Origin of the sequence: Novosphingobium sp. fls2-241-R2A-195 (genome assembly GCF_030209485.1) — a bacterium.
In the GTDB taxonomy this organism is placed as follows: Bacteria; Pseudomonadota; Alphaproteobacteria; order Sphingomonadales; family Sphingomonadaceae; genus Novosphingobium; species Novosphingobium resinovorum.
The window spans coordinates 1-24,787 of sequence record NZ_JARVRY010000034.1 but is presented as its reverse complement, the minus strand read 5'-3'; the positions used below and the strand labels follow the sequence as shown (position 1 = coordinate 24,787).

Here is a 24,787-nt window from a genome sequence, read left to right as displayed (position 1 = left end):
CCCGGCGATGAATTGCTTGCGCACAACCTTGCGCCGGGCGAGAGGCGCAGGCGTCATGCCTGCCGCTTCCACCCCCAACCCGCCTGGTTTGCCCGTGCTTGCCCCGGTCCTGGCCGTGGTCGCCGGGATCGCCGCATTCAGCATCATGGATGCCGCGATGAAGGCCGCTTCGCTGGTTCTCGGCGTCGGCACGGCGCTGCTCCTGCGCAACCTTTTCGGGACGCTGCTGACAGTCCCGCTGTGGTTGGTCAAAGGCCGTCCGACCCCGACCCGCAAAGTGGCACTGTTCCACTTCCAGCGCTCGTGCGTCACCTCGGTGATGGCAGCGCTGTTCTTCTACGGCCTCGTGCGCATCCCGATGGCCGAAGGCATGGCGATCTCGTTCTTTGCGCCGATCATCGCGCTCTATTTCGCGGCGCTGCTGCTGGGCGAAACGATCCGCCCGCGCGCCGTCTTCGCCGCCCTGCTCGGTCTTGTCGGCATGGTGGTGATCGGCGCCGACCGCTTCGGAGCCGGGCAGTATGGGGCCGAAGCGATCAAGGGCACCGCCGCGATCGTGCTCTCCGCCGTGTTCTATGCGCTCAACCTGGTGATGCAGCGCAAACAGGCCCTGCTGGCCGGGCCGGTCGAGATCGCTCTGTTCCAGAACCTGGGCGTCACGGTGCTGTTTGCCCTGTTCGCCCCGTTCTACTGGACCATGCCCGATGCCGCGAGCCTTGCATGGACGCTGCTCGGCGCCGCGCTCGCCACCACCGCGCTGCTGTTCCTGTCCTGGGGTTATGCGCGGGCCGAGGCGCAGGTGCTGGTGCCGGTCGAGTACACCGGGTTTCTCTGGGCCGCGCTCATGGGCTGGATGGTGTTCGGCGAACGCCCCGGGCCCGGGATCGTCGCAGGTGCGGCATTGATCGTGACGGGTTGCTGGATCGGCACGCGGCCCGCCCAAAACAACACCTAAGTCTAGCCCCGCGCGCCCTTGACCTTAGGCCGCCGAGAGCCCACGTCCGGGACTAGAGATTTCCGCCTGTCGCACTGCAACACGACGCAGCAAATCGTGTTGTCCCCGAGGCAGGCTCTACACAAAAGGGGATAAAGCCCACCATGACACAGGTCGGACAGGACTCGCTCGGCACCCGCAGCACCATGACCGTCGGCGGCAAGACCGTCGCTTACTACTCGCTAGCCAAGGCATCCGAGAAACTGGGCGATGTTTCCCGCCTCCCCTTCTCGATGAAGGTGCTGCTCGAGAACCTGCTGCGCTTCGAGGACGGCGGCTTCACCGTCGGCACCGAGCATATTCAGGCCGTGGTGGACTGGCAGAAGAACCCCGTCACCGGCGAGGAAATCCAGTACCGCCCGGCCCGCGTTCTCCTCCAGGACTTCACCGGCGTCCCCTGCGTGGTCGATCTTGCCGCCATGCGCGATGCGATCGCCAAGCTCGGCGGCGACACCAGCAAGATCAACCCGCTGGTCCCGGTGAACCTCGTCATCGACCACTCGGTCATGGTCGATGAATTCGGCCACCCCAAGGCCTTCGAAGAGAACATGGAGATCGAGTACGCCCGCAACATGGAGCGCTACGACTTCCTCAAGTGGGGCTCCAAGTCGCTCTCCAACTTCTATGCGGTGCCGCCGGGCACCGGCATCTGCCACCAGGTCAATCTGGAGAACATCGCGAAGACCGTGTGGTCGAGCGAGGACCAGAACGGTGAACTGGTCGCCTATCCCGATACCTGCGTCGGCACCGACAGCCACACCACGATGGTCAACGGGCTCGGCGTCCTTGGCTGGGGCGTCGGCGGGATCGAGGCCGAGGCGGCGATGCTTGGGCAGCCGGTTTCGATGCTCATCCCCGAAGTCGTCGGCTTCAAGTTCGTGGGCGAGCTGAAGGAAGGCGTCACCGCCACCGACCTCGTGCTCACCTGCACCTCGATGCTGCGCAAGCACGGCGTCGTCGGCCGCTTCGTCGAGTACTTCGGCCCCGGCCTCGCCTCGCTCAGCCTCGCCGACCGCGCGACGCTCGCCAACATGGCCCCCGAATACGGCGCGACCTGCGGCTTCTTCGGGATCGACGACAAGACGCTCGACTACCTGCGCCTGACCGGCCGCGAGGAAGAGCAGATCGCCCTCGTCGAGGCTTATGCCAAGGAGCAGGGCTTCTGGATGGAGCCGGGCGCGCCCGACCCAATCTTCTCCTCGACGCTGGAGCTGGACCTGTCGACCGTCGTGCCCTCGCTGGCAGGGCCGAAGCGCCCGCAGGACTGGGTCGCCCTTCCCGAAGTGGACGACGTGTTCAACGCCGACATGGCCGCGACGTACAAGAAGACCCCGCAGCGCGTCCCCGTCGAAGGCAAGGACTTCGACATCGGTGACGGCGACGTCATGATCGCGGCGATCACCAGCTGCACCAACACCTCGAACCCGAGCGTGCTGGTGGCCGCCGGTCTCGTCGCCAAGAAGGCGGACGAGCTGGGCCTGAAGCCCAAGCCTTGGGTCAAGACCAGCCTCGCGCCGGGATCGCAGGTCGTCACCGACTATCTCAACAAGGCAGGGCTACAGGCGCACCTCGACAACATCGGCTTCAACCTCGTCGGTTACGGCTGCACCACCTGCATCGGCAACTCCGGCCCGCTGGCCGAGCCGATCAGCAAGGCGATCAACGACAACGGCCTCGTCGCCAGCGCGGTGATCTCGGGCAACCGCAACTTCGAGGGCCGCGTCTCGCCCGACGTGCGCGCCAACTTCCTCGCCTCGCCGCCGCTCGTCGTCGCCTATGCGCTCAAGGGCACCGTGGCGGAGGACTTCCTCACCACCCCCATCGGCAAGAGCAAGGACGGCGTGGACGTGTTCCTCAAGGACATCTGGCCGACCAACCTCGAAGTCGCCGAGACGATGACCGCTGCCGTCGACCGCCAGATGTTCCAGGCCCGCTACGCCGACGTCTACAAGGGCGACAAGCACTGGCAGGCGATCAATGTGGTCGGCTCGGAAACCTACCAGTGGCGCGCCGGGTCCACCTACGTCGCCAACCCGCCCTACTTCGATGGGCTAGAGATGACCCCGGCGCCGGTGACCGATATCATCGAGGCGAAACCGCTGCTGATCCTGGGCGATTCGATCACCACCGACCATATCTCTCCGGCCGGCTCGATCAAGGCCGACAGCCCGGCGGGTAAGTGGCTGATGGAGCACCAGGTCGCCAAGGCGGACTTCAACTCCTACGGCTCGCGCCGCGGCCACCACGAAGTGATGATGCGCGGCACGTTTGCCAACATCCGCATCCGCAACGAGATGGTCCCCGGCATCGAAGGCGGCATGAGCCGCTTTGGCGAGGAGCCCGGCGCGGTCTACGACGTCGCGCAGAAGTACAAGGCGCAAGGCACCCCGCTGGTGGTGATCGCCGGCAAGGAGTACGGCACCGGCTCCTCGCGCGACTGGGCGGCCAAGGGCACCAACCTGCTGGGCGTGCGCGCGGTCATCGTCGAAAGCTTCGAGCGCATCCACCGCTCCAACCTCGTCGGCATGGGCGTGCTGCCGCTGCAGTTCAAGGAGGGCGACAGCCGCCACTCGCTGGCGCTGAATGGCGACTGCGCCTTCACCATCAAGGGCGTGGCCACCCTGAAGCCGGGTCAGGACGTGGACGTCGAGGTGACCCGTCCGGATGGCACGCAGTTCACCTTCACCGCCCTGTGCCGCATCGATACCGCCAACGAGGTCGAATACTTCAACAACGGCGGCATCCTGCAGTACGTGCTGCGCAACCTCGCCGCGAGCTGATCCGGCGCGGCGCGTCGGATGCCGAAACGAAAACCCCGCCTGGCGCGATCCAGGCGGGTTTTTTTATGCTGCCTCGCGGCACCTCAAAAATAGATATCGATGTAATCCGTTAGGCTGTCACACCATTCGAATTCGCGCAGCCGGTAATACCTGCGATTCTGTGTTATCGCAAAATGCCAGATCTTCGTCTTATCGCACTGGCGTCCGGCATCGGGCGTATCGGTGATGGCGATGCGGCCCTCGAAAGTGAAATAGTCTGCGCCAATCTCGGAGATGGTGCCGTCGAGGAACAGACGCCCCGCCCCGCCCGCTTCGGCCTGTGCACCGCGCAGCTTCCAGACGCCATCGTCCTGCCGCACCACTGCCGTGCCGCGCGTGTTCCAGTCGATCCACTGCAGCGCCAGTCCCTTGTTCGCCGCTAACCGCTGCGCGCTCTTCGCGTCGAGGATGCGGGTGGGCTGCGGGGTACTTTGAGCGGAAATGGACGGACCGAGCGGGATCAGCAGGCCAGCGAGCAGAAGGGAGCGAATACGCATCGCCTGACATTACGGGGCTCGGCGCCGACATGGAAGACCTTGCGCTTGCACGCTTGGCCACGGGCGGTTCGTCGCAAGTCAATCCCGTCCGGCATTCGGGATCAGAGGTGCACGAAGCGGCCGCTCGCGCCGATCACAAGGCACGCATCCTCGCATCAGTTACACAGGATGGGCAACATAGTCGCTTCCGAGAAAAGCGCCCGGATTGTCGAGATCGAAAGCATCGATCGGCGATTCCTCGCCCGCAAGGTCGATCTGGTAAATCCGGTATCCTGAATCCCGAAAGAACTGGAAAATTGCTGCCGCCTTCGCGCGATTGGCCGCGGCAACATCCTTATCGATGGCTTCCCGATCGTCGCCCATGTAATTCGGCAATACCTCAAAGAAGCAGATCGGCCGGGCGCGTGCGATCGTTTCGGACAAGCCCCGGAATACGCTCAGTTCGGCACCTTCGACATCGACCTTGATAATGGCCGGCGCGAGCACGTTCAGATCCTGCAACGCCCCGTCCCCTTTGCGCGCCGGAACGAATTGGGGCGGCACAGTGTCAACATACCGAGCCCTCGATTGCACATCGAGCGTCCCCATTTCATCGTAAGACCCCTCCGCGTAGAACGGCAGGAGGCAATCACTGTCGCTGAGCGCAACGCCGACCACCGTCGCGTTACGAAGGGCGTTGTCCTTGATGAAAAGCTGAGCGAGCGCGCAACATGCAGACTGCGGCTCGAAGCCGACATACTCTCTGTCCGCGTCGATCGACAGGATGCGCAGCAACGTCTGCCCCTTGTTCACTCCGACATCAACGATCGGTCCAGCCCGCGAAGCCATCGCAGCGCCCAGTGGCTTGGCAAGGTACGGCTCGTGCCCCATGTCGACGGCAAACTGGCTTGGAAGGTAGCCCTTCACGCGGTAGCGACGGGTACCAATGGAAACCTGACTGCCGAGTTCCCGAGCAAGGCGCGCAAAGTGAAAACGCAAGCTTTGCAACTTCATCAGCTCTGGCCCCGGGCAATTGTTCATCCGGCTCGCTGGATACCAGCCCTGAAAATGACCGGGTATTGGGACAATCAACCACGCTGTTACTGCCGTTTTGCGACCGTAGCGCGGACTCATCGCATAATCACCAGTGCGTATAGTGGTGACATGATACTTGGCGATGATGACCGTTGTCGTAAATCGGATGTCATCCAGTCAGCGGATTCGCGCTGCGGCGCCCGCGAATTGCGAAGCTCCGGAACAGCAGCCTCCCTTGCGCAAGGACGCGTCGCCAGCACGCTTTGTCAAGCTGCCACCCAGCGCCTGATCTCCTCCGCCAGCCCACGCGGCATGTGCTGCGGCAAGTCATCCAGGGCAAAGAAGCGCGCCTCAACGATTTCACGCCCGTCGGCGCGCGGCTCGCCGCGGGCGGCCCCGCGCACCACCCGCACAACATTGCGGCTGCCGTGCAGTTCCTCGGTGCTCACGGTCAGCAAGCGCGCGCCAACGAGTACGCAGCCGGTCTCCTCCAGAGTTTCACGCACCGCAGCCGCGACCGGGTCCTCGCCGGATTTGAGGCCGCCTCCAGGCGGCATCCATTTGTCCGAGCCATAGGAATGGCGTACCAGCAGTATGCGCTCATCCGCATCGAGCGCCAGTATGCGCACCCCGTCGAGGCGCGGACGCCACAGGCGCCAGATCTTCACGCGTATCGCATGCGCCGCCCGGTAGAGCGCCCGGTGCAGCGGCGCGGGCAAACGGATCAGCAGAAGCAAGTGACTTTCGCGCTAGTCGTACGCAGCAGGCGGGCGACGGGCAGGTCATGCTCCTCGGCAATCGCCGCGTCGAATACCGCGCGCTTGTCGGCACCCCGGATGACGAACACGATCTCGTCGCTATCGATGAGCGAGGGGATGGTGAGGCTCACCCGATCAAACGGCGCCTCGGGAGGGAGCGGATCGGGAGTCAGCCGACGAACGGGCAGCAGATCATCGACCTGGGGGTCGGTATTGGGGAACAGCGAGGCGATATGACCATCGCCGCCCATCCCCAGCCATGCGATGGCGAAATGCGGCGGCTTCGCATCCTCGGTCAGCGGGACAATCCTCGCGCCGGCGGGCTCGAGCCGGGCGCGGATCTTGCCAACGTTGCTGGCGGGATGGTCCTCGGCAACGATGCGGTCATCGCCGGGCCATACCGCAATGCGCGGCCACGGGAGATCCTCGGCCGCAAGCCGCTCGAAGATCGGGAAAGGCGTGGACCCGCCCGGCACGGTCACGGCGATCTCGATAGATACAGCCAGCGCACTGCGCAGGCGCGCGGCAAACCAGGTGGAGATGGCAGCGTCGTCGGCGCCTTCGATCATTTCGACGTTGAGCATAGGGAGCGCCCTAGCACTCCGCCGCTCGCTGCGGAATGGGCCAAGCGAGATTCTCGCGCAGGAACCGCGCGCGCTGCACGGCTTGGTCGGCCCGGTCGTCGATAATGCCGACAGTGGCGTTATCGCCGGCTTCTCCGGCCGATTGGCTTCTCCCGCCAGTTCCTTGGTCGCTTTCAGCGTCGCGACAAAGGCCGTGTTGTCCTAGAAAAGTCCTTAACCATGGTCATCGCGTCGAGGCTGGTGTCATCCTCTTTCTTGATCGTGGTCTTGGCGCCGATCGCGCCGATCAACGTCAAGGTCTTGTCGCACAGACTGCGCACCCGCTCAGCGATGAGATTGGTCAGGCCGAGATTTGCGTCGCATAGGCGCCCAACAGGCGTGCAGCCCATGGCACTGCGCACCACGCGTGTGGGAGTGGAAATTTCTAGTTTTCAGGTCGAGCACACAAACGCGCAGCCAGCATCCTGCTTACGCAAATTATCCTTTAGAATTTCCTCCATCCTTTAGGACAAGGCTTTTGCCGTATTAATTATCCTAATTGCGCTGCAACATGGATTCTCCGATGAGGACTTACGCACGGGTCGGAGGTCATCTCAAATCCGCTATACTTCCGTCACGAAGCCGTGATGCAAGAGCGAGATCCATAAGTATCTTCCCTAGTAAAGATGGCCCAACCATTTTTCGACATGTCCATTGAAGCAGCCTGATCTCTTGTCGAACACAGCCGCTAGGTCAGAAAGAGGGGTTGAAGTTGAGGAAAGGTATCATTCTTGCCGGTGGCTCCGGCACCCGCCTTTTTCCGCTCACCCGAGGTGTGTCGAAACAATTGATGCCTGTCTACGACAAGCCTATGATTTACTACCCTATGTCTGTCCTGATGCTAGCGGGTATCCGTGAAATCCTCATCATCACTACGCCGCATGACAACGCCGCGTTCAAAGCCTTGCTGGGCGATGGGTCGCAGTTCGGGATCGAACTGCAGTATGCTATCCAGCCCGAACCTGCGGGGCTGGCCCAGGCCTACCACATCGGTGCGGAGTTCGTGGGCAGCAATCCTTCCGCGCTGGTGCTGGGCGACAACATCTTCTACGGCCATGGCCTGACCCAAATGCTCGATCGTGCCGATGGACGCAAAACCGGGGCCTCGGTGTTCGGATACTACGTCAAAAATCCAAAGGCCTACGGCGTCGTCTCGTTCGACACGCAAGGTCGTGCTGAAACGATCGAGGAAAAGCCGGAACAGCCGCATTCGAACTACGCTGTGACCGGGCTTTATTTCTACGACAGCAAGGCAGTCGAGTATGCGCGTGACCTCAGGCCCAGCCGGCGCGGCGAGCTCGAAATCACCGATCTCAACCGCATCTATCTTGGAGAGGGCGAACTCACGGTCGAAATCATGGGCCGCGGCTACACCTGGCTCGATACAGGTACTCATGCCTCGCTGCTCGACGCGGGAAACTATGTGCGCATCATCGAGCAGCGCCAGGGCCTGAAAGTCGCCTGCCCCGAGGAAATTGCATGGCGCAAGGGCTTCATCGATGATGGCAGACTGGAGGAGATCGCTGCGCCGCTCGTTAAGAGCGGCTACGGAGCCTATCTGCTCAACCTGCTTAATAACCCCGACGCGCTGCTCGCGACCGAGGTCGGAGCATGAACGTCATACCCACCGACATCGAAGGCCTCGTCGTCATCGAGCCCCGCGTATTCGGAGATGATCGCGGCTTCTTCATGGAAAGCTGGAGCCGCAAGACCTTTGACAACCTCGGCCTGGATCTAGACTTCGTGCAGGACAACCACAGCTGTTCCGCCAAGGGCGTGTTGCGTGGCCTGCATTATCAGCAGCCCAAGCCGCAAGGTAAGCTCGTGCGCGTCACTGCCGGTCGCGCCTGGGATGTCGCGGTGGATCTGCGCGCCGGCTCGGCGACCTACGGCAAATGGGAGGGTATCGAACTTTCTGCCCAGAACAAGCGGATGCTATGGGTGCCACCGGGGTTCGCTCATGGTTTCGTCAGTCTGGAAGACGGCACCGACTTCCTTTACAAATGCACTGATTTCTACGATCCTCCCAACGAGCATTCGCTCATGTGGAACGATCCTGAAGTCGGCATCGAATGGCCGCTCGAGGGAATTGATCCCCAGCTTTCTGCGAAGGACATGATCGGCAAGCCGCTGAACCAAGTGGAGCCTTTCGCATGAAGGCGCTGATCGTCGGGGCCAAAGGGCAACTCGGGAAGGGCCTGTCCGCAACCGCCCCCGCCGAAGCCGACATCGTCGGCCATGACATCGACACCCTCGATATCACCGACCCCGCTGCAGTATCGGCGCTCGTTGCCGAGGTTAGACCCGATGTGGTGTTCAACGCCGCCGCCTATACTGCGGTGGACAAGGCCGAAGGCGACGAGGACGCCGCGCTTGCGGTAAACGCGACGGCGGTCGGTTACCTCGCCGATGCCACGCGCAGTGTCGGCGCCCGCTTCGTGCACGTTTCCACCGACTTCGTGTTCGACGGACTGTCCGGCGTGCCTTACGCACCCGACGCCAGGCCCGCGCCCATCAGTGCCTATGGCCGCACCAAGCTCGCCGGCGAAGTCGCCGCAGGCGAGGACGCGCTGATCGTGCGTACGGCCTGGGTCTATGCCGCCCATGGTGGCAATTTCGTCCGCACCATGCTGCGCCTCATGAGCGAGCGTCCGGAAGTGCGCGTGGTTGCCGACCAGATCGGAACCCCGACATATGCCCCGGGTCTTGCTGCAGCATTGTGGACGCTCTCGTCCAACGGGGTGACCGGATTGCACCACTACACTGACGCAGGGGCGTGCAGCTGGTACGACTTTGCCGTCGCAATCCAGGAAGAGGCACTCGCGGCCGGGCTTCTGGACACGGCAGTACCGGTGATTCCGATCAACGCAATCGAATATCCCACGCCCGCGCGCCGTCCACACTATTCCGTGTTGGACAAGACCTCGACGTTCACCGCCCTTGGCGGCCCCACGCTGCATTGGCGCATCAACCTTCGCAAGATGATTACCGAGATCAGGACCAATGGCTAATCTTATCGTCACCGGCGGCGCAGGCTTCATCGGCGCAAACTACGTCCATTACCGCAATCGCATCGCGCCGCAGGACAAAATCGTCGTCCTCGACCTGCTGACTTATGCGGGTAACAAGTCCAACCTCGACGGACTGGACGATGTCCTCCTGGTCGAAGGCGATATCTGCGACACCGATCTCGTTTCGTCGATCATCGATGACCATGACATCGACACCATCGTCCACTTCGCGGCGGAAAGCCACGTCGATCGCTCGATCACCGGCCCCGATGCTTTCGTCACGACAAACGTGATCGGCACGCACAGCCTGCTCAAGGCGGCAAAGACGGCGTGGCTCGACACAGGCAGCGGAAAACCACATCGCTTCCACCACGTCTCCACGGACGAAGTCTACGGCTCGCTCGGCCCGAACGATCCGGCCTTCAGCGAGACCACTGCCTATGCACCCAATTCGCCCTACTCTGCGTCCAAGGCAGGCAGTGACCATCTCGTACGCGCCTACTACCATACCTACGGGCTTGAAACCACGACCAGCAACTGCTCGAACAATTACGGCCCTTTCCAGTTTCCCGAGAAGCTGATCCCGCTTTTCACCCTCAACGCGCTGAACGGCAAGTCCCTGCCGATCTACGGCGACGGCATGAACGTGCGCGACTGGCTGCACGTCGAGGATCACTGCCGGGGCATCGAGGCCTGCCTTCAGAATGGCAAGCCGGGTGAAGTCTACAACATCGGCGGCGGGCAGGAACTGCCGAATCTGAAAGTGATTGAGGAAATCTGCCGCGCGGTAGACAATGCCTTCGCCGCAGACCCCTCGCTGGCCGAGCGGTTTCCCAATGCCCCGGCCGCACGGGGGCGCAGGAGCGAGGAACTCAAGGCCTTCGTAACCGATCGCAAGGGTCATGACCGTCGCTACGCGATTGACGAGACCAAGGCTCGCAATGAACTCGGATACGCCCCCGCACGCGATTTCCCGCAGGGCTTCACGGAGACGCTGTCCTGGTTCCTTGCGCGCCAGGACTGGTGGCAGCCGCTCCTCGAAAGGGCAGCCATCATTCGCTGATCCTTCCCGCGTCAGCGATCCGAGCTGACATCAACGCATATGTTCGTCCAATTCGGCGCACACCGCCTCATCAGTGTCGCGCCGAGCGGATGCTTGATACAGCATCGTGCCAATTCTGGTCGGCGGGCGGCGACACCGGATGCCTCATGATCGGAAAGGACGACGAACCATCCGGCATGCGCCGACATCCGTGAACCGCATGTCGCAGCTGCTTGCTGATTGAAACAAAGACACGGGCGGTAAAGGCCCGATAAAACGAACCAAAATGGTCAATGAGCAAAAAGGCAGCTAACGCATTGTCTCAACAGGCTGAATCACCTGAGAGCTAAAAAATCATGTACATCAAAATCTTATAGCGTTCCATCTGATAGAATCGGATCACAAACCGCTCTAGCAGGGTGCGACAGGAGATGGTATTTCCTGGCTGGATGCAAAGCAGTAGTGTTACATCCAACTGGACCGTAGCCGTAAGTCGCCTTGCTGGCGATGGGCATGAGAAATGAGGCCAGACCGCTTGCGGGTACGCAGAACGAATTGTTTCATACTCCGGCTCTGTGGCTGGGCCGTGCTGTCATTCGTCCTTGGCAGCGAAGCGCTGTCATCCCCGGCCGTCGCGGCAGCGCGCGATGAGCCGTGGCCCATTACCTTGCGACAGCAGATGGCGCGGGTAACTTCGATTGGATACCGGCTGGACCGCGCTGCTGTCGGCATCTGCGAGAAGCAGGCTTCTACGATCGGTGTGGCAATCGATGATCTCGGCGCCTATGAACAAAGCGATCGCTCCGCGATTTCCCAGCTTCTGGACATGGGCGAGGATCCTCAGATCGCGGTCGTCGTCAAAGGCGGGCCTGCCGATATCGCGGGAGTCCATGCCGGCGATGCACTGGTTTCCATCGATGGCCGTGCGGTCCGCGACATTATCGCCTCATCACCTGACAAAGCGCTGATCGCCGACGAACTCGAGCAGCGGCTCGCGCAGTTTCCCGCCACCGCGCCTCTCACGCTCGGCCTGCGCCGCGACGGAAAGGACGTCCAAGCGCAAGTGCGGCCCGAGCGTACCTGCGCGGCTCGTTTCGTCATCAAGACCGGTCAGGGGATCACCGCTTTCTCGGACGGCAACAATGTCGCGATTTCGAGCAGACTCATCGACTTTACCATCAACGACGACGAACTGGCGCTTGTTGCGGGACACGAGCTTGGACACGTTGCCTATCAGGACGGCACCGCGCCGAACATTGCCGAACGTCGCCGAATGGAAGATCGCGCGGATGCCCTGGGCTTGCAGCTTGCGACATGCGCCGGCTTTGATCCCGAAATCGGACTGCAGTTCTGGTTACGCCGGGACAAGCAGGACATGCTGCGACTGCTGCGCGACCCGACGCACCGCTCGCGCAAGGCGCGCGTCGAACTCATGAAGGCGGAGATACCGAAAGTTCACTGTCCGGTTCGCTTGTGAGGTGCTCACAGCCGCTGGTCCTGACGCCGCTACCCCGCCCTTTCTGATTCCCCTGCAAGCCGCGCGGCACCCTCGCGAAGCTCCTGACATCTGGTCGCATGCGCGGCTTGATCGGATCCGGCCTGGCACAGTTCGTTGTAATGCTTACCGGTAGCGATCATGCATCGCCTCGCCGCCCCAGCTACGAGCTCCCGCGCCACGTGATGCTCCGGCAATCGTCAGGACCGAGGTTTCCCCTCCTGACCTCGTCATGCTATCGTCCCATTGCCAGACGACGGAGTCTTGTGGCCGCCAAGTTCGCGCGATCAGGCACGAGCGGCAATGCGGCCTTTAGCCATACGCGCGCCAGGACGAGAAGCATGGAGATTGCCAAGGACAAGGTGGATGAAGCCATACTCGCATTGCTGTGGCTCAACCAGCACGTAACGGGAGTGGCGTGGAAAGGCTTCGACTGGGCAACGATGAACCGGCTTCACGAGCGCGGGCTCATTTCCGACCCCGCACGGCGACGCAAGTCGGTGTGGTTCACCGAGGAGGGTGATGCCGCTGCGGAAAAAGCGTTTAGATCGCTGTTCAGCTCTGGAAATGACGAGACTTCCGGGTCAAGAACGACGCCGTAGTCGAGGAAAGGCACCCAATGGCGGCTTTGGAGACCGAGAGCGAGGTCATCGCAGTGACCGGCTATGCGGCAGTGCGGGAGGCTTTCAACGATGTTCTTGACTTGTGTGTCGTCAAGCTGACGCAGGCTGATCGCAGGTTCGCGTGGGAGGTCCTCGATCTCGCCGGCCTCGATGAAGATGACACGGCGGCCATAGAAATGCTGAGCGACACCGCTCTATTCTCGCGGCGCGACCCGCTACGCGCGCGCCGCGCTATCGACAGGATCGCCGGCAAGCTGCCGGTCAAGCGCGATCCGCTCAAATCCGCGATCGCTGCGCGCCTGCCTGCAGCCATTTTCTCGATCTTTCGCGTGATCGGTCTCCACAAGGACGGGGGTGTACACGCACTGGATTTGCTGGATCGCCAGCGCCCCATCCATATCATGGATCATGCGCTAGCCCAGCAGGTACAGGTGATCGGCGAAGTGCTGATAGCGGGTCGCTTCGTGGATCTTGGCCCCTGGTATGTCGGCTTCGGGATCATCGTTCCTTTGCGCAAAAGTGAAAGCCTTGCGATCATGCTCGCACTTTCCGCAAGTGATGGCGATCCCGACGAGATCGAGGAGAAGCGTCACGATCTGCATGAACTGATTTACCAGTCGCACCTGATGGGTGAGGATCTGGTCATGCGCGCCGTTGAACCCATGATCTCCGCCATCGCGATGGGCATCGACATGGAAGAGGATTTCGACGCGGCCATGAAATCCCTGGCACCGGTCTTCCCTTTGCGGCGCGCCGGTGGGCAGGCCGACAACAAGAACGCCAACGACAGGTGAACCCGCTTGAGCAGCGATATCAGGACCGAGCTCGAGAGGCTCAGCCACGCAGCGCTGATTGACCTCATTGACCGTCACGCCCGTGACGACGACCGCTTCAAGGCCTGGCTCGCGGCGCAACTGGCTATCCAGACCTCGCTGAATGACGGTGCCGGGCTGGATCCGGCACCGTTCGAAGCCCGGATTGCCGCATTACTCGCGCCTCCGTTCGTAGGGTTCCGAGGAGGCTATCGCCACGATACCCTGTTGGAAGTCGACTACGAAGCACTCGATGAACTGGTTGCGCAGGCGAACACATTGCTTACCGCGAAAGACGGTGTCAGTGCTCTGGCGATCCTGATCCCTTTGGCACGAGGGCTTGCCGAGGTCGTAGGCCATTGCGACGAGCGCGATGGCTGCTTCGAGGACCTGCTGGCGATTCTCAACGAGCGGATTGCGGTCGCCGTTCTTCTCGAGAGCGTCACCCGGGAGTCCTGCGACGATGCGTGCGACTCGCTCAGCCGCTGCCAGCACGAAATTGCCAAATACAGCGATAGCGGTGCATTCGAACTCGCCATTGCCGCTGCTTCGCGCCGATGGGACGACCCCGGCCTCGAGGATCTCCTGGCCGGTCGCGGCTCGACCTGGCCGCTGATCGGCAGCAGCGATGCCGATGAGGAGCGGCTTACCGCAGCCCGGCTATCGGCGCTGGACGTGATGGATCGCCATCAGGAGTTCCTGCGTTTTTCATTCGCCGCGAAGCATTTCCCAGCGCATGCAGGAATGCTGGTACGCCTTGACCGGATCGTGGACGCCATGGACGTTGCCAGAACCCATTTGCGTGCGCCCGAAGATGTTCTCGGACTTGCCAACGCCGTGTGGGACACCGGGCGGTGTGACGCCGCGCTCGATCTGGGCGGCTGGGGCATATCGATGCCGCCTGATCCCGATACGGCGGCCCACACAAGCGCTCACGAATGGCTGACGCTGTGTCGCTGGGTGCGAGATCGGGCAGCGCTCGCAGGTCAGCCCGCAATGGCGCTGTCAGCCGCCATCGGCGCGTTTGAAACGAGCCTGGCCCGCGAGGATTTTAGGGCGGCTGCGAAAATCTGCGAGCCCCATCAGTGGGACACAGTGCGAGAAGAACTGCTCGGTCGCCTGATCGCCGCCGCTTACGCCGTCGACCGCATCGACATCCTGCTTGATGAAGCCAGGCTCGATGACGCGATCGCGAGCATCGAACAAAACAATCCACGACTGCATTATGCGCGCGACGAAGCGCTCGTCAGGCTAACGAATGCCGCGCTCAAGGCGCGCCCTGAATGGGCTGCCGGTTTTGCGGTGAAGATGGCATCCCCCATCATCGAGAGCGGGCGCTCGAGCCGATACGACCTTGCCGCTTTCTGGCTCGAGCGGGCTGCGTGCGGGTTCATAACGCTTGGCAAAACCGCCGAGTGGCATCACTATCTCGACGAATTGATGACGACGCATCGACGCAAGCACAGGCTGATGGGCTTTCTCAGATCTTTACGCTCGCGCTCGTGAAGCGCCGCGCGCCGAGCCACCGCCGTCGAGCGTGCGGATCAGACGTTGCTGCCCCGGCGTCGGGCATTAAAGGTGCGGCGGGGATCGTCTGTGAGGCAAAGTGTCTTGCGCCTCGCCCCAACGGATCTGGGCGTACCCCATTCGGCGAATATTGCCTGCGCGGCGATGTTGATGTCCGGCGCCGGTACCAGTACATCTGACGGCGCGGGTGCCGTGAGACAGGGGTACGTCACAGCCGGGGGTCAACGGCGACAGGCGCATCTCGAAGTAGCGGGCCCTTACTCGTTGAGGTGTTCCACCACCCGCCCCCTCTCCTTCCGGCTCGTCTGGTGCGCGCCTGACGGGGCCCCGCCTGGATTCCCTCACAATTCCAGCCAATGCCCAGGCCAGTGACCTACGTGCCGACTTGTCTGCTCGGTACGAAAGCCTTCACAAAACGAAATGGCCGGGGCGGTATGCCGCCCCGGCCATCCCACTCTTAGTCTGAGGTTCCGAAGAAGATCAGGAGCCGTTCGACTTGTTATCATCGTCAGCGATGACGTAGATGCCAGCGCCTACCGCAGCCACGCCAACAGCGGCGAGAATGATGGTGCCGGATTCAGCGTTGTTCTTCTTCTTAACAACGGACGACTGACGAGCGCCAACGCCGCTGAGGTTGGAAATCTTACCAACCGAAGCCGAAGCGGTGGTGCCAGCCTGGGCCGCCACAGGAGCGGCAACCATAGCCGCGACGCTCAGAGAGAGCAGAGTTTTCTTGATCATAAATATCCTTTCGACGTCGAGAAAGGGATCCTCACTGCCGCCCTGATTTCACCGAAGTGACCTGCAGCATACGTTCAAGTTGGCCGGGAGGATCGGACACTATTCGCTGCAGTGCACAATGGGTGCGGAAAGGTCCATCGCAACTCAAGCGGGGATGGACGAAGCGTGCTCTGCCAGCGATGAATCGCTTTGGATAATTTGAATTAGCTAAAGATCACTGCAAAGTTAGCGTGAGACAGTAGATCCTCGATCAAAGGAAAAATGGGATTCTGCGTAATTTGGCATAACAGCTGCGCGTTTTCGCCGAAGAAGGATATGTGTGAAAGTCGCGCCGGCGGTAAATCCCAAAAATTCGTAAAGCCACTATTGTGCCGGATGTGGGCGTTGTTGGGGCTCCAGCACATAGCCACACCCATGTTGCACCGAAGAAAATGCGCCCATTTGTGTATTGAAGCTTCAGCGGCAGCCTATTGGCTACTGACGCAGCCGCGACCACAGTGCTTCTGCAACAAGCAGGTAAAATATCTCAGATGGGCGAGGAGCGCGCACGGCCGTGGCCGGCGATATCATCCGGGACGCCCGCCGCCGCGCTCACGCCCTCGGCGAACCGCATGGCAATAGCGACGCCGCCTGCGCCTTCGATCATTTCGCTCTGAGCGCGGGGAGCGCCCTGGCGCTCCCGTCCCACTGCGGAATGGGTTAGGCGAGAATCTCGCGCAGGAACCAGGCGCGCTGCTCGGCCTGGTCAGTCCAGTCGTCGATGATCCCGTCGGTGGCGTTGTCGCCGGCTTCACCGGCCAGTTCCTTGGTCGCCTTCAGGGTCGCGACATAGGCGGTGTTGTCCTCGAACAACGCCTTGACCATCGCCGTAGCGTCGAGGCTGGTGTCGTCCTCGTCCTTGATGGTGGCCTTGGCACCGATCGCCCCGATCGAGGTCAGGGTCTTGCCACCGAGCTTGCGCACCCGCTCGGCGATAAGGTCGGTCAGGCCGAAGATCTCGGTCGCATGGGCATCGAACAGCAGATGCAGGTCGTGGAACTGCGGGCCACGAACATGCCAGTGAAAATTCTTGGTCTTCACGTAGAGCGCGAAAGTGTCCGCCAGCAGCCCGTTGAGGCTGTCAATGAGCGCGGCCTGCGAGTTGTCCTTGGACGTCATGTTTGGTTTCCCTCGATTTGTCGTGTTGTGAACAGAACTAAGCCCAAGAAACGCGATTGGAAAGCATAGGTTCGATTGCAAAAATCGATCACAGAATGCCGATTTGCCGGAGGAACACGGTGATCGCCGTGACCAGCAGTAGGGCGCCGACCACCCGGCGCATCCCGTGCGCCACCGGCGTCGCCAGAAGGCCGGGCCTCGCCCACGCAAAAGCGACAAGCACCGTGCCTCCTATAGCTCCGGCGGCTCCTGCCGGCCACGGACCGGCAAGTCCCACACCCATGCCAAAAACGAGAAAGCGCGGCGTATCTGTGACCTGATGCGCCAGCAATACCAGTGCGAGCGCGCCAAGCGAGTTGGTCGGCTCGCGCGGATCGCGGCGGGGCGCCAGCACCATGGATTCAAGCCCGGCCATGCCGAGGGCGATGGCCGCGAAAATGGTGCGCGCGGGCGGCGGTAACTGGACGAGCATGAGCGCAGCCGCATAGGCCGCCAGCGTCGCGGTCGCGATGCTGGTGAGGATTGCCACGACCAGAACGGCCGGACGCCGTCCCTGACCGAGCGCGAGCCCGGCGATCGTGACTTGGTCACGCGCGCCGAGCCCCGCCAGCAGGACGGCCAGAAAGGTGAGGTAGAAAGCGGGCATCAGGCCTGTACCATGCCCGCGTCCGGCACTCCGGGCGAGCCCTCTCAGCCCGCCTTCTGGCAGGCGACGATCGCGGTGATCACATTGGCGGTATCGGCCGGATCACGCACGCAGACGGTGTCGAGGCCCATCGCCTTGGCCGGATAGTCGTTGCCGCCCGGGAAGATCGCATCGCCGATGAACAGCATGTCCGCTTCCGCCACCCCGCTGCGCTCGGCAAGGCGGCGCAGACCCCACGCCTTGTCAACGCCGGGCTGAGTGACATCCACCGAAGTCGCACCGCCGAGGTTGATCGACACGCCCGGAAGGCGCTTGATGAGATCAGCCTGGATCACCTTGCGCTTGGCGAAGTCCGGATCCCAGTATTCCTTCGCCTCCAGCGGGGCCTGCTGGCCCAGTGCCGAGAAGGTAATCTGGCTGCCGCGGTCCTCGATACGCTCACCCCAGGTCTCCTCGGGCGTGAAACCGGTCGCGGCCAGCGAGGCGTCGAAGGCATCGAGGATTTCCCGCTTCTGCTCCTCGGTGAACAGTTCCGCATAGACCGGCGACCACGCGCCGTCGCTGTGCAGGTAGAGCTTGGCGCCGCTGGTCGGCATCATCCACAAGCGCGAGAGATCGGCATGCGCGGGGAGACGACTGGCGACCTGCTTGTCGAACTGCGGCCAGTCACCGCCCGAAATGACGGCCACCTGCGCAACGGTGAGCAACTGCGCGAGAAGCTCCGCCATCTCCTCCGTCAGCGGCTGCTTGCTCAGCGCCAGGGTACCGTCGAGATCGAACGCAACGATTTTCTTCATTCCACATCCTTTAAGAACCGGCGAGAAACCCGATGATCAGAAGGTTCATGGTTCGGCCTCCGTGGTATCGCCGAAACCGACCTTGTGATAACCAATCGGCCGTACACTGCCATGCCCGGTCATTGGGAAAGATTGAGATCAGGCACAAGCGCCGTTCGGTCAGCGCCTACTGGTTGACTGCACCGGCGAGCTTGCCCACTTTCTGCACGCCCGCAATCGTGGTGATCATGATGTCGTCGCCATCGACGACGACGATCACGTTCTCCAGCCCGATCACCGAGACGCGCGGGCCGTCGCTGTCGACCAGCACGCCCCGGCAGTCGACCATCTCGACCGCGCCCGAACCGCGCACCGAATTGCCGTCCGCGTCAGTCTCCAGCGCCTCGTGCAACGCCTGCCAGTTGCCGATATCCGACCAGTCCATGTCGGCGGGCACCATCGCTGCACGGTTGGTGTTCTCCATCACCGCGTAGTCGACCGAGACGCTGGGCACCTCGGCGAAGGTTGCCACGTCGGGATGGAAGCGCTGGCCGTCCTCGGCGCCCTTCACCACCGCCTCGGCGACGCTGGCGGCAACGTCAGGCCGGTGCTCCGAGAGTTCGGCGAGGAAATCCTTCACCCGGAACGCGAAAATTCCGCCGTTCCAGGCGTAGATCCCCTCGGCGAGAAACGCCTTGGCGCGTTCGAGGTCCGGCTTCTCGACAAACTGCGCGGTGCGATAGGCCCCGTGCTCGGGGATCGCCTCGCCGCGCTTGAGGTAACCGAAGCCGGTCTCGGGCCGCGTCGCCTCGATGCCGAAGGATACCAGCCACCCCTGCTGCGCCAGCCCCGCCGCAGCGGCTGCGGCGACGGCGAAGGCTTCGGTATTGCCGATGTGGTGGTCGCTCGGGCACACGAGCATGACCGCATCTTCGGGCAGGCGACAGGCGGCGAGCGCAATGGCGGCGGCGGTGTTGCGCGCCGAGGGTTCGACGATGACCTGCGCCCCCTCGACCGCGCCGAGCTGCGCTTCGACATGGGCCAGGTGCTTGTGACCGGTCACCACGACCGGGGCCGCGAAACCCTCGGAACCGGGGCACCGCGCCAGCGCCGCTTCGAACAGGGTGCTGTCGCCGACCAGCGGCAGGAACGGCTTGGGCATCGCGGCCCGGCTGCGCGGCCACAACCGCGTGCCGCTACCGCCGCAGAGGATCACCGGTACGATTATAGACATGGCCGAAAGGTCACTCACGGATGCGGGGTACTTTGGGAAAACCGGTAATAGCTGCCACGTGCTGCGATGCAACAGGGAAGTGCTAAATAACTCCTGCGCTGCCATATCGGACTGGAACAGAACGGCTTGTTGTCCGTTGACCGGTGAGCAATTGCGGCGCAGCATGTGATTGAACCATCTGGCAGCCCTTTGAGAAGGGCATGAACTTGGTGCAAGGCTGAAATATAAATGACCAATTCGAGCGACGGTCCGTCACAGGCGGCGCATCGAGACTGTTTTTTCTCCACAGATACTGTCCTCGGCCGGCCTCCACGCCTGCGCCTTTCGCAATCGACAGCCCTTTTCCTCGATTTCGACGGAACCTTGGTCGAAATCGCCGATCACCCGGACGACGTCGTCGTTTCGGAATTCCTGCCTGCGCTTCTCGTGCAGCTTTCCCGCAAGCTCGACGGCCGTCTGGCGATCGTCACCGGCCGGTCTATCGCTGCCCTCGAGGCTTTGCTGGGGCCGATCGGCCTGGCTATCGCAGGATCGCACGGCGGCGAATTCCGGCCCGCGGCAGATGCCGAGATCGAGCCCCTCGCCGCCCCGCTGCCTGGCGCCGTTATTGACGAGCTCAACCGCTTCGCCCGGGCAAGCGGCGGACTTCTTGTTGAACCCAAGCCATTCAGCGCGGCAATCCATTACCGCCATCATCCTGAAGTGCTGCCTGATCTTCGTGCCTGCACAGAAAACCTGGCTGCCAAATTCGGCCTGGCCATCAAGCACGGCAAAAAGGTGATCGAAGTGACGATGCCCGGGTCGGACAAAGGTTCGGCCGTAGAGCGCTTCATGGCCCTTCCGGCGTTCGATGGCGCCATCCCGATCTTCATAGGAGACGACGTGACCGACGAGGACGCATTTGCGGCCGTGCGCCGGTACGATGGCCATGGCGTGCTGGTTGGCGCCCCTCGACCCACCGCAGCCACTTCTCGCCTCGACGGCGTCGCCGAAGTGCACAGATGGCTGCAAGCCGGCCTCGAGGCCGTTCATAAAGGAGATTTCCGCCCATGACGTCGCCCGTACCGACTTCGCTGGAACTCTGGCCGATCGGCAACTGCCAGGTCAGCGCTCTCATCAACGAGTCCGGCGCCATCGTCTGGGGCTGCGTTCCGCGCGTCGACGGAGATCCCACTTTCTGCGCCCTGCTTCGCGGAGACGGGGGGCAGGATGCTGGCACGTGGCGCTTTGAACTGGAGAACCAAGTCTCCGTCCAGCAACACTATCTGCGCAATACACCCATCCTCGTGACCCGGCTTGAAGACGCGAGCGGAGGAGCGGTGGAAATCTACGATTTCGCGCCCCGCTTTGAACGATCTGGCCGCATGTACCGCCCGGTTGCCTTCGCGCGCATAGTCCGGCCCGTATCCGGAGCCCCGCGCATTCGCACTATCCTCACGCCGATGAGCGGATATGGCGCGAAACTCGCCCCGATCACGCAGGGTTCGAACCACATTCGTTATTTGGTCGAGCGCAATTCCCTGCGCCTGACCACCGATGCGCCGGTCGGCTACGTGCTCGACGAGCGCTGGTTCCGCCTGGAAAAGCCGCTGCACTTCTTTCTTGGCCCGGACGAGCCGTTTGCCGGAAACGTCGAGCATGATCTTGAGACGATGCTCCAGCGGACCGGCAATTACTGGCGCCTGTGGGTGCGCGGCCTTGCCACTCCGCTCGACTGGCAGGATGCGGTAATCCGGGCAGCCATCACGCTCAAGCTGTGCCAGCACGAGGAAACCGGCGCGATCGTCGCGGCCTTGACGACCTCCATCCCCGAAGCGCCTGGCAGCCAGCGGAACTGGGACTACCGGTACTGCTGGATACGCGATGCCTACTACACCGTTCAGGCCCTCAACCATCTCGGTGCCCTGGACGTCCTTGAGAAGTACCTTGCCTATCTGCGCAACATCGTTGCCGATGCACCTGACGGGGTCATCCAGCCCCTTTATGCGGTCAGCGGCGCCAAGGAGATCATCGAGTGGGAGGCCGCCGACCTACCGGGCTATCGCAACACCGGACCCGTCCGCGTCGGCAACGCGGCCTATTACCAGGTGCAGAACGACTGCTACGGCCAGATCGTGCTGCCTTCGATTCAAAGCTTCCTCGACCAACGCCTGCTGCGCATCGCCAACGAGGACGATTTTCGCAGCCTCGAGCAGGTCGGCGAAATGGCATGGAAGACTCACGATATGCCCGACGCCGGCCTGTGGGAATTGCGCACCCGAACTGCGGTCCACACCTATTCCAGCGTCATGAGCTGGGCCGCGTGCGACCGCCTGTCCAACGCCGCGCAGTATCTCGGTCTGGACGAGCGCGCTGCCTTTTGGCGCGACCGGGCGGACACCATACGTGCCAACATTGATGCGGGTGCTTGGCACGAAGTGGAAGGTCATGACGCAGGCGGGCATTATGCGGCCAGTTTCGGCGGGTCGCAACTCGACGCAAGCCTCCTGCAGATGGTGGAATTGCGCTATCTGCCGCCTGAGGATCCCCGATTTCGTGCGACCCTGAAATCCGTTCAGAAGGCGTTGCGCCGAGGCGAGCACATGCTTCGCTATGATAGCGAAGACGATTTCGGGCTTCCCGAGACAGCTTTCAACATCTGCACCTTCTGGTTGATCGAGGCGCTTCACCGCAGCGGAGAGGATGAGGAGGCCCGGCGACTCTTCGAAGCGATGCTGGCTCACCGCACGCGCTCCGGCCTCCTTTCCGAGGATATGGATTTTGAAACCTCAGAGCTTTGGGGGAACTTTCCCCAAACCTACTCGCTGGTAGGTATCATAAATTGCGCCGGGCAATTGTCCCGGTCGTGGCGGGACTGGCGTTAACGCGCACAAACTACCCGCAGCTGCTGCGAGCCCTCAAGCGTTCGATGGGAACGTGTGAAAGGTGCGACGCGTAATACGAAGGACAGAACATGGGCCGATTGATCGTCATCTCGAACCGCGTAAGCGTGCCAAGCGCCGCAGGCGCGGCGGGGGCGCAAGGTGGTCTTGCTGTCGCCTTGAATTCGGCGCTTCGCGAACATGGCGGCATCTGGTTTGGCTGGTCCGGTCAGGAAACAGAGGAATTTACGGGCCACCTCGATATGCAACGCAATGAGGGCGTGACAACAGCGACAATCGACCTCGAAGCACAAGATGTGGAAGAGTACTATAATGGCTACGCCAACAGAACTCTTTGGCCGTTATTTCACTACCGAATTGATCTAACAGAATATGATCGCAATTTCGGTGAAGGTTACGAGCGCGTCAATGAGCGATTTGCGGATTCGGTCTACCCTTTGATCGCCGACGATGATCTCGTCTGGGTGCATGACTACCATCTGCTTCCGTTGGGCTCAATCTTGCGCCGCAAGGGCATCAAGAACCGCATCGGCCTGTTCCTGCACACCCCGTGGCCGCCAACCCGGCTTTTGGCGTCGCTGCCCTTCCATGAGCGCCTCGTCGCATCGATGCTCGAATACGACGTGATTGGCCTGCAAACGACCGAATGGCTCGAAAGCTTCCTTCATTATGTCCAGAAGGAAATGGGTCTGACGGTCAACCTCGACAATTCAATCGACTATCAAGGCCGCCGCGTGATCGCCCGCGCTTTTCCGATAGGGATCGACTACGCCGAATTCTCGGAGGCGGCGAAGAGCGACGTTGCCAAGGAAGCGCACCAGCGGCTCAGGGATAGCGTCAGGGGCCGGAAAATTCTTATCGGCGTGGATAGACTGGACTACTCCAAGGGGCTCGGTGAGCGCTTCGAGAGCTTCAGCCGTTTTCTTTCCGATCACCCCGATATGGCCGGAAAGGCAGTCCTTCTTCAGATCGCGCCGCCAAGTCGGGGCGACGTTGAAAGCTATCAGCAGATTCGCGAGGACCTCGAGCGAAAGACAGGGCACATCAACGGCGCTCATGCCAATGTCGATTTCGTACCCATCCGGTACGTTAACCGGGGCTATCCCCGGGCTGAACTTGCAGGGTTCTATCGCGCAGCAAATGTCGGGTTGGTGACTCCACTGCGCGACGGCATGAACCTTGTGGCAAAGGAATACGTGGCAGCCCAGGATCCAGAGGATCCCGGCGTGCTGATCCTTTCACAGTTTGCCGGCGCGGCCACCCAACTCAAGGACGCCCTGCTGGTCAACCCGCACTCGGTGGAACATGTCGCCGAGACGATCAGCCGCGCCTTGGATATGCCGTTGAAGGAACGTAAGCGCCGGCATGCGGCGCTGCTCGCTTCCGTGAAGGAAATGGACGTCCTGCACTGGCTGAAGCAGTACGTTCTTGCATTGTCCGGCGTGGAAAAGGGCAGCGGTGCGCTTAAGTCGGACGGCGGACCGAGTTCCGCTGACCCAGAACTCGCCGCGCAAGAGGAATCGGCCACGTTAGGTGCCACCGAGATAGCCGGCAGCCATTAACCTGACACCGAGGATGCACGGCTCGTCGGCCAAGGGTGTGACTGACAAACTGGTGCGCCTGCGCGCGACACTGGTGAAAGAAGGCGTCGTTAAGCTATTAGTTGTCTGGTTGCGACACATCATTGGCATAATATAGGACGTCGTCGACTTTGGCCATAAGATCGTCTGGCGCCGTGGGCTTGTAAAGAGGATTGGCAAGCCGAATATCTTCAATACCGATCAGGGTAGCCAGAGCGGACTTCACCGGTCGTCGCAACACCAAACAAATTGGAGGTTGCGATGGGGAAGCGAAGGCAAGGTGCAGATCGAAGTGGGCGACCGCCGTTACGGTCCCCTGGCCGGCCTAGTGCTGCGGCCCGTGATGAGCGTAAGTCGTTCTGGTTTCATATCGCGAGAGGACTGAGTAGCGAGTCGGCCGTGAACAATGTGATGTTCGTTTCGGCGGCGGGTAGATTGCGTCCGATGTGCCGTGAGGGGTTTATCGAACTGGTACGCGGCTTTCAGGCAGCGGCCATTTTGGGCAGGACTGGGGATAGCCAGGCGGCGATGAGGGCGCGCAAAAGCGCAGTCAGC

The 24,787-nt window shown here is 62.0% G+C and carries 23 protein-coding genes; 13 read left to right on the top strand and 10 right to left on the bottom strand.

Going from position 1 to position 24,787, the window contains the following annotated elements; genetic code table 11:
* Positions 1-55: 55 nt before the first annotated feature.
* Positions 56-955, top strand: coding sequence for a DMT family transporter (locus QRN25_RS23420; protein ID WP_285021740.1), 900 nt, complete (start codon positions 56-58; stop codon positions 953-955).
* Positions 956-1,098: 143 nt separating this feature from the next.
* Positions 1,099-3,774 carry an aconitate hydratase AcnA gene (gene acnA / locus QRN25_RS23415; protein ID WP_285021738.1) on the top strand — a complete coding sequence of 892 codons (2,676 nt, stop codon included), beginning with the start codon at positions 1,099-1,101 and terminating at the stop codon, positions 3,772-3,774.
* Between the two features lie 83 nt (positions 3,775-3,857).
* On the opposite strand, the gene QRN25_RS23410 is transcribed toward acnA, so the two are convergent.
* The 5 genes from QRN25_RS23410 to QRN25_RS23390 form a co-directional block, all read right to left on the bottom strand.
* Positions 3,858-4,310, bottom strand: a complete 453-nt coding sequence (locus QRN25_RS23410) for a hypothetical protein (protein WP_271181251.1) — start codon at positions 4,308-4,310, stop codon at positions 3,858-3,860.
* A gap of 159 nt (positions 4,311-4,469) precedes the next feature.
* Positions 4,470-5,303, bottom strand: a complete 834-nt coding sequence (locus tag QRN25_RS23405) for an FkbM family methyltransferase (protein WP_285021735.1) — start codon at positions 5,301-5,303, stop codon at positions 4,470-4,472.
* Positions 5,304-5,590: 287 nt separating this feature from the next.
* Positions 5,591-6,061 (bottom strand): NUDIX domain-containing protein, encoded by a 471-nt coding sequence (locus tag QRN25_RS23400; RefSeq protein WP_271181249.1) that lies wholly within the window; start codon positions 6,059-6,061, stop codon positions 5,591-5,593.
* The gene (locus QRN25_RS23395; protein WP_285021732.1) at positions 6,049-6,666 is read right to left on the bottom strand and encodes a 6-phosphogluconolactonase; all 618 of its coding nucleotides are present in this window, start codon (positions 6,664-6,666) and stop codon (positions 6,049-6,051) included. Before QRN25_RS23395 ends, QRN25_RS23400 begins: the two co-directional genes overlap by 13 nt.
* Positions 6,667-6,839: 173 nt before the next feature.
* Positions 6,840-7,055 (bottom strand): ferritin family protein, encoded by a 216-nt coding sequence (locus tag QRN25_RS23390; RefSeq protein ID WP_285021730.1) that lies wholly within the window; start codon positions 7,053-7,055, stop codon positions 6,840-6,842.
* Between the two features lie 362 nt (positions 7,056-7,417).
* Between QRN25_RS23390 and rfbA the strand changes: the two genes are divergently transcribed.
* From rfbA to QRN25_RS23350, 8 genes are all read left to right on the top strand, one after another.
* On the top strand, positions 7,418-8,320 hold the full coding sequence (rfbA, locus tag QRN25_RS23385; protein ID WP_285021729.1) for a glucose-1-phosphate thymidylyltransferase RfbA: 903 nt from the start codon (positions 7,418-7,420) through the stop codon (positions 8,318-8,320).
* Positions 8,317-8,862 (top strand): dTDP-4-dehydrorhamnose 3,5-epimerase, encoded by a 546-nt coding sequence (gene rfbC / locus QRN25_RS23380; RefSeq protein ID WP_285021727.1) that lies wholly within the window; start codon positions 8,317-8,319, stop codon positions 8,860-8,862. Before rfbA ends, rfbC begins: the two co-directional genes overlap by 4 nt.
* Positions 8,859-9,716, top strand: coding sequence for a dTDP-4-dehydrorhamnose reductase (gene rfbD / locus QRN25_RS23375; protein WP_285021726.1), 858 nt, complete (start codon positions 8,859-8,861; stop codon positions 9,714-9,716). The genes rfbC and rfbD overlap by 4 nt, the downstream gene beginning before the upstream one ends.
* On the top strand, positions 9,709-10,779 hold the full coding sequence (rfbB, locus tag QRN25_RS23370) for a dTDP-glucose 4,6-dehydratase (RefSeq protein ID WP_285021724.1): 1,071 nt from the start codon (positions 9,709-9,711) through the stop codon (positions 10,777-10,779). The genes rfbD and rfbB overlap by 8 nt, the downstream gene beginning before the upstream one ends.
* Positions 10,780-11,344: 565 nt before the next feature.
* Positions 11,345-12,235, top strand: a complete 891-nt coding sequence (locus tag QRN25_RS23365; RefSeq protein WP_285021723.1) for a M48 family metalloprotease — start codon at positions 11,345-11,347, stop codon at positions 12,233-12,235.
* Between the two features lie 359 nt (positions 12,236-12,594).
* Positions 12,595-12,855 (top strand): DUF6429 family protein, encoded by a 261-nt coding sequence (locus QRN25_RS23360; protein WP_285021722.1) that lies wholly within the window; start codon positions 12,595-12,597, stop codon positions 12,853-12,855.
* Between the two features lie 17 nt (positions 12,856-12,872).
* The gene (locus tag QRN25_RS23355; protein WP_285021721.1) at positions 12,873-13,670 is read left to right on the top strand and encodes a hypothetical protein; all 798 of its coding nucleotides are present in this window, start codon (positions 12,873-12,875) and stop codon (positions 13,668-13,670) included.
* Positions 13,671-13,676: 6 nt separating this feature from the next.
* Positions 13,677-15,194, top strand: coding sequence for a hypothetical protein (locus QRN25_RS23350; RefSeq protein WP_285021720.1), 1,518 nt, complete (start codon positions 13,677-13,679; stop codon positions 15,192-15,194).
* A gap of 501 nt (positions 15,195-15,695) precedes the next feature.
* Here the strand turns inward: QRN25_RS23350 and QRN25_RS23345 are convergent.
* The 5 genes from QRN25_RS23345 to QRN25_RS23325 all read right to left on the bottom strand — a co-directional run bounded on the left by QRN25_RS23345 (position 15,696) and on the right by QRN25_RS23325 (position 19,770).
* Positions 15,696-15,956: a hypothetical protein gene (locus QRN25_RS23345; RefSeq protein WP_036526832.1), complete on the bottom strand. Its 261-nt coding sequence runs from the start codon at positions 15,954-15,956 to the stop codon at positions 15,696-15,698.
* Positions 15,957-16,655: 699 nt separating this feature from the next.
* Positions 16,656-17,114 (bottom strand): Dps family protein, encoded by a 459-nt coding sequence (locus tag QRN25_RS23340; RefSeq protein WP_285021718.1) that lies wholly within the window; start codon positions 17,112-17,114, stop codon positions 16,656-16,658.
* 88 nt (positions 17,115-17,202) lie between these two features.
* On the bottom strand, positions 17,203-17,760 hold the full coding sequence (locus QRN25_RS23335) for a hypothetical protein (RefSeq protein ID WP_285021716.1): 558 nt from the start codon (positions 17,758-17,760) through the stop codon (positions 17,203-17,205).
* Positions 17,761-17,804: 44 nt separating this feature from the next.
* On the bottom strand, positions 17,805-18,557 hold the full coding sequence (locus QRN25_RS23330; RefSeq protein ID WP_285021714.1) for an HAD-IIB family hydrolase: 753 nt from the start codon (positions 18,555-18,557) through the stop codon (positions 17,805-17,807).
* Between the two features lie 166 nt (positions 18,558-18,723).
* Positions 18,724-19,770: a mannose-1-phosphate guanylyltransferase gene (locus QRN25_RS23325; RefSeq protein ID WP_285021711.1), complete on the bottom strand. Its 1,047-nt coding sequence runs from the start codon at positions 19,768-19,770 to the stop codon at positions 18,724-18,726.
* Between the two features lie 228 nt (positions 19,771-19,998).
* Between QRN25_RS23325 and otsB the strand changes: the two genes are divergently transcribed.
* From otsB to otsA, 3 genes are all read left to right on the top strand, one after another.
* Positions 19,999-20,823 carry a trehalose-phosphatase gene (gene otsB / locus QRN25_RS23320; RefSeq protein ID WP_285021710.1) on the top strand — a complete coding sequence of 275 codons (825 nt, stop codon included), beginning with the start codon at positions 19,999-20,001 and terminating at the stop codon, positions 20,821-20,823.
* On the top strand, positions 20,820-22,634 hold the full coding sequence (locus tag QRN25_RS23315; protein WP_285021709.1) for a glycoside hydrolase family 15 protein: 1,815 nt from the start codon (positions 20,820-20,822) through the stop codon (positions 22,632-22,634). The genes otsB and QRN25_RS23315 overlap by 4 nt, the downstream gene beginning before the upstream one ends.
* Before the next feature lie 89 nt (positions 22,635-22,723).
* On the top strand, positions 22,724-24,214 hold the full coding sequence (gene otsA, locus QRN25_RS23310; protein ID WP_285021708.1) for an alpha,alpha-trehalose-phosphate synthase (UDP-forming): 1,491 nt from the start codon (positions 22,724-22,726) through the stop codon (positions 24,212-24,214).
* Positions 24,215-24,787: the final 573 nt, after the last annotated feature.

Excerpts from the sequence above, each read along its gene's own strand:
- QRN25_RS23420 (WP_285021740.1), top strand. The coding sequence starts at position 56 with ATGCCTGCCGCTTCCACCCCCAACCCGCCTGGTTTGCCCGTGCTTGCC.
- acnA (WP_285021738.1), top strand. The coding sequence starts at position 1,099 with ATGACACAGGTCGGACAGGACTCGCTCGGCACCCGCAGCACCATGACC.
- QRN25_RS23410 (WP_271181251.1), bottom strand. The coding sequence starts at position 4,310 with ATGCGTATTCGCTCCCTTCTGCTCGCTGGCCTGCTGATCCCGCTCGGT.
- QRN25_RS23405 (WP_285021735.1), bottom strand. The coding sequence starts at position 5,303 with ATGAAGTTGCAAAGCTTGCGTTTTCACTTTGCGCGCCTTGCTCGGGAA.
- QRN25_RS23395 (WP_285021732.1), bottom strand. The coding sequence starts at position 6,666 with ATGCTCAACGTCGAAATGATCGAAGGCGCCGACGACGCTGCCATCTCC.
- QRN25_RS23390 (WP_285021730.1), bottom strand. The coding sequence starts at position 7,055 with ATGGGCTGCACGCCTGTTGGGCGCCTATGCGACGCAAATCTCGGCCTG.
- rfbC (WP_285021727.1), top strand. The coding sequence starts at position 8,317 with ATGAACGTCATACCCACCGACATCGAAGGCCTCGTCGTCATCGAGCCC.
- rfbD (WP_285021726.1), top strand. The coding sequence starts at position 8,859 with ATGAAGGCGCTGATCGTCGGGGCCAAAGGGCAACTCGGGAAGGGCCTG.
- rfbB (WP_285021724.1), top strand. The coding sequence starts at position 9,709 with ATGGCTAATCTTATCGTCACCGGCGGCGCAGGCTTCATCGGCGCAAAC.
- QRN25_RS23360 (WP_285021722.1), top strand. The coding sequence starts at position 12,595 with ATGGAGATTGCCAAGGACAAGGTGGATGAAGCCATACTCGCATTGCTG.
- QRN25_RS23355 (WP_285021721.1), top strand. The coding sequence starts at position 12,873 with ATGGCGGCTTTGGAGACCGAGAGCGAGGTCATCGCAGTGACCGGCTAT.
- QRN25_RS23345 (WP_036526832.1), bottom strand. The coding sequence starts at position 15,956 with ATGATCAAGAAAACTCTGCTCTCTCTGAGCGTCGCGGCTATGGTTGCC.
- QRN25_RS23340 (WP_285021718.1), bottom strand. The coding sequence starts at position 17,114 with ATGACGTCCAAGGACAACTCGCAGGCCGCGCTCATTGACAGCCTCAAC.
- QRN25_RS23335 (WP_285021716.1), bottom strand. The coding sequence starts at position 17,760 with ATGCCCGCTTTCTACCTCACCTTTCTGGCCGTCCTGCTGGCGGGGCTC.
- QRN25_RS23330 (WP_285021714.1), bottom strand. The coding sequence starts at position 18,557 with ATGAAGAAAATCGTTGCGTTCGATCTCGACGGTACCCTGGCGCTGAGC.
- QRN25_RS23325 (WP_285021711.1), bottom strand. The coding sequence starts at position 19,770 with ATGTCTATAATCGTACCGGTGATCCTCTGCGGCGGTAGCGGCACGCGG.
- otsB (WP_285021710.1), top strand. The coding sequence starts at position 19,999 with ATGACCAATTCGAGCGACGGTCCGTCACAGGCGGCGCATCGAGACTGT.
- QRN25_RS23315 (WP_285021709.1), top strand. The coding sequence starts at position 20,820 with ATGACGTCGCCCGTACCGACTTCGCTGGAACTCTGGCCGATCGGCAAC.
- otsA (WP_285021708.1), top strand. The coding sequence starts at position 22,724 with ATGGGCCGATTGATCGTCATCTCGAACCGCGTAAGCGTGCCAAGCGCC.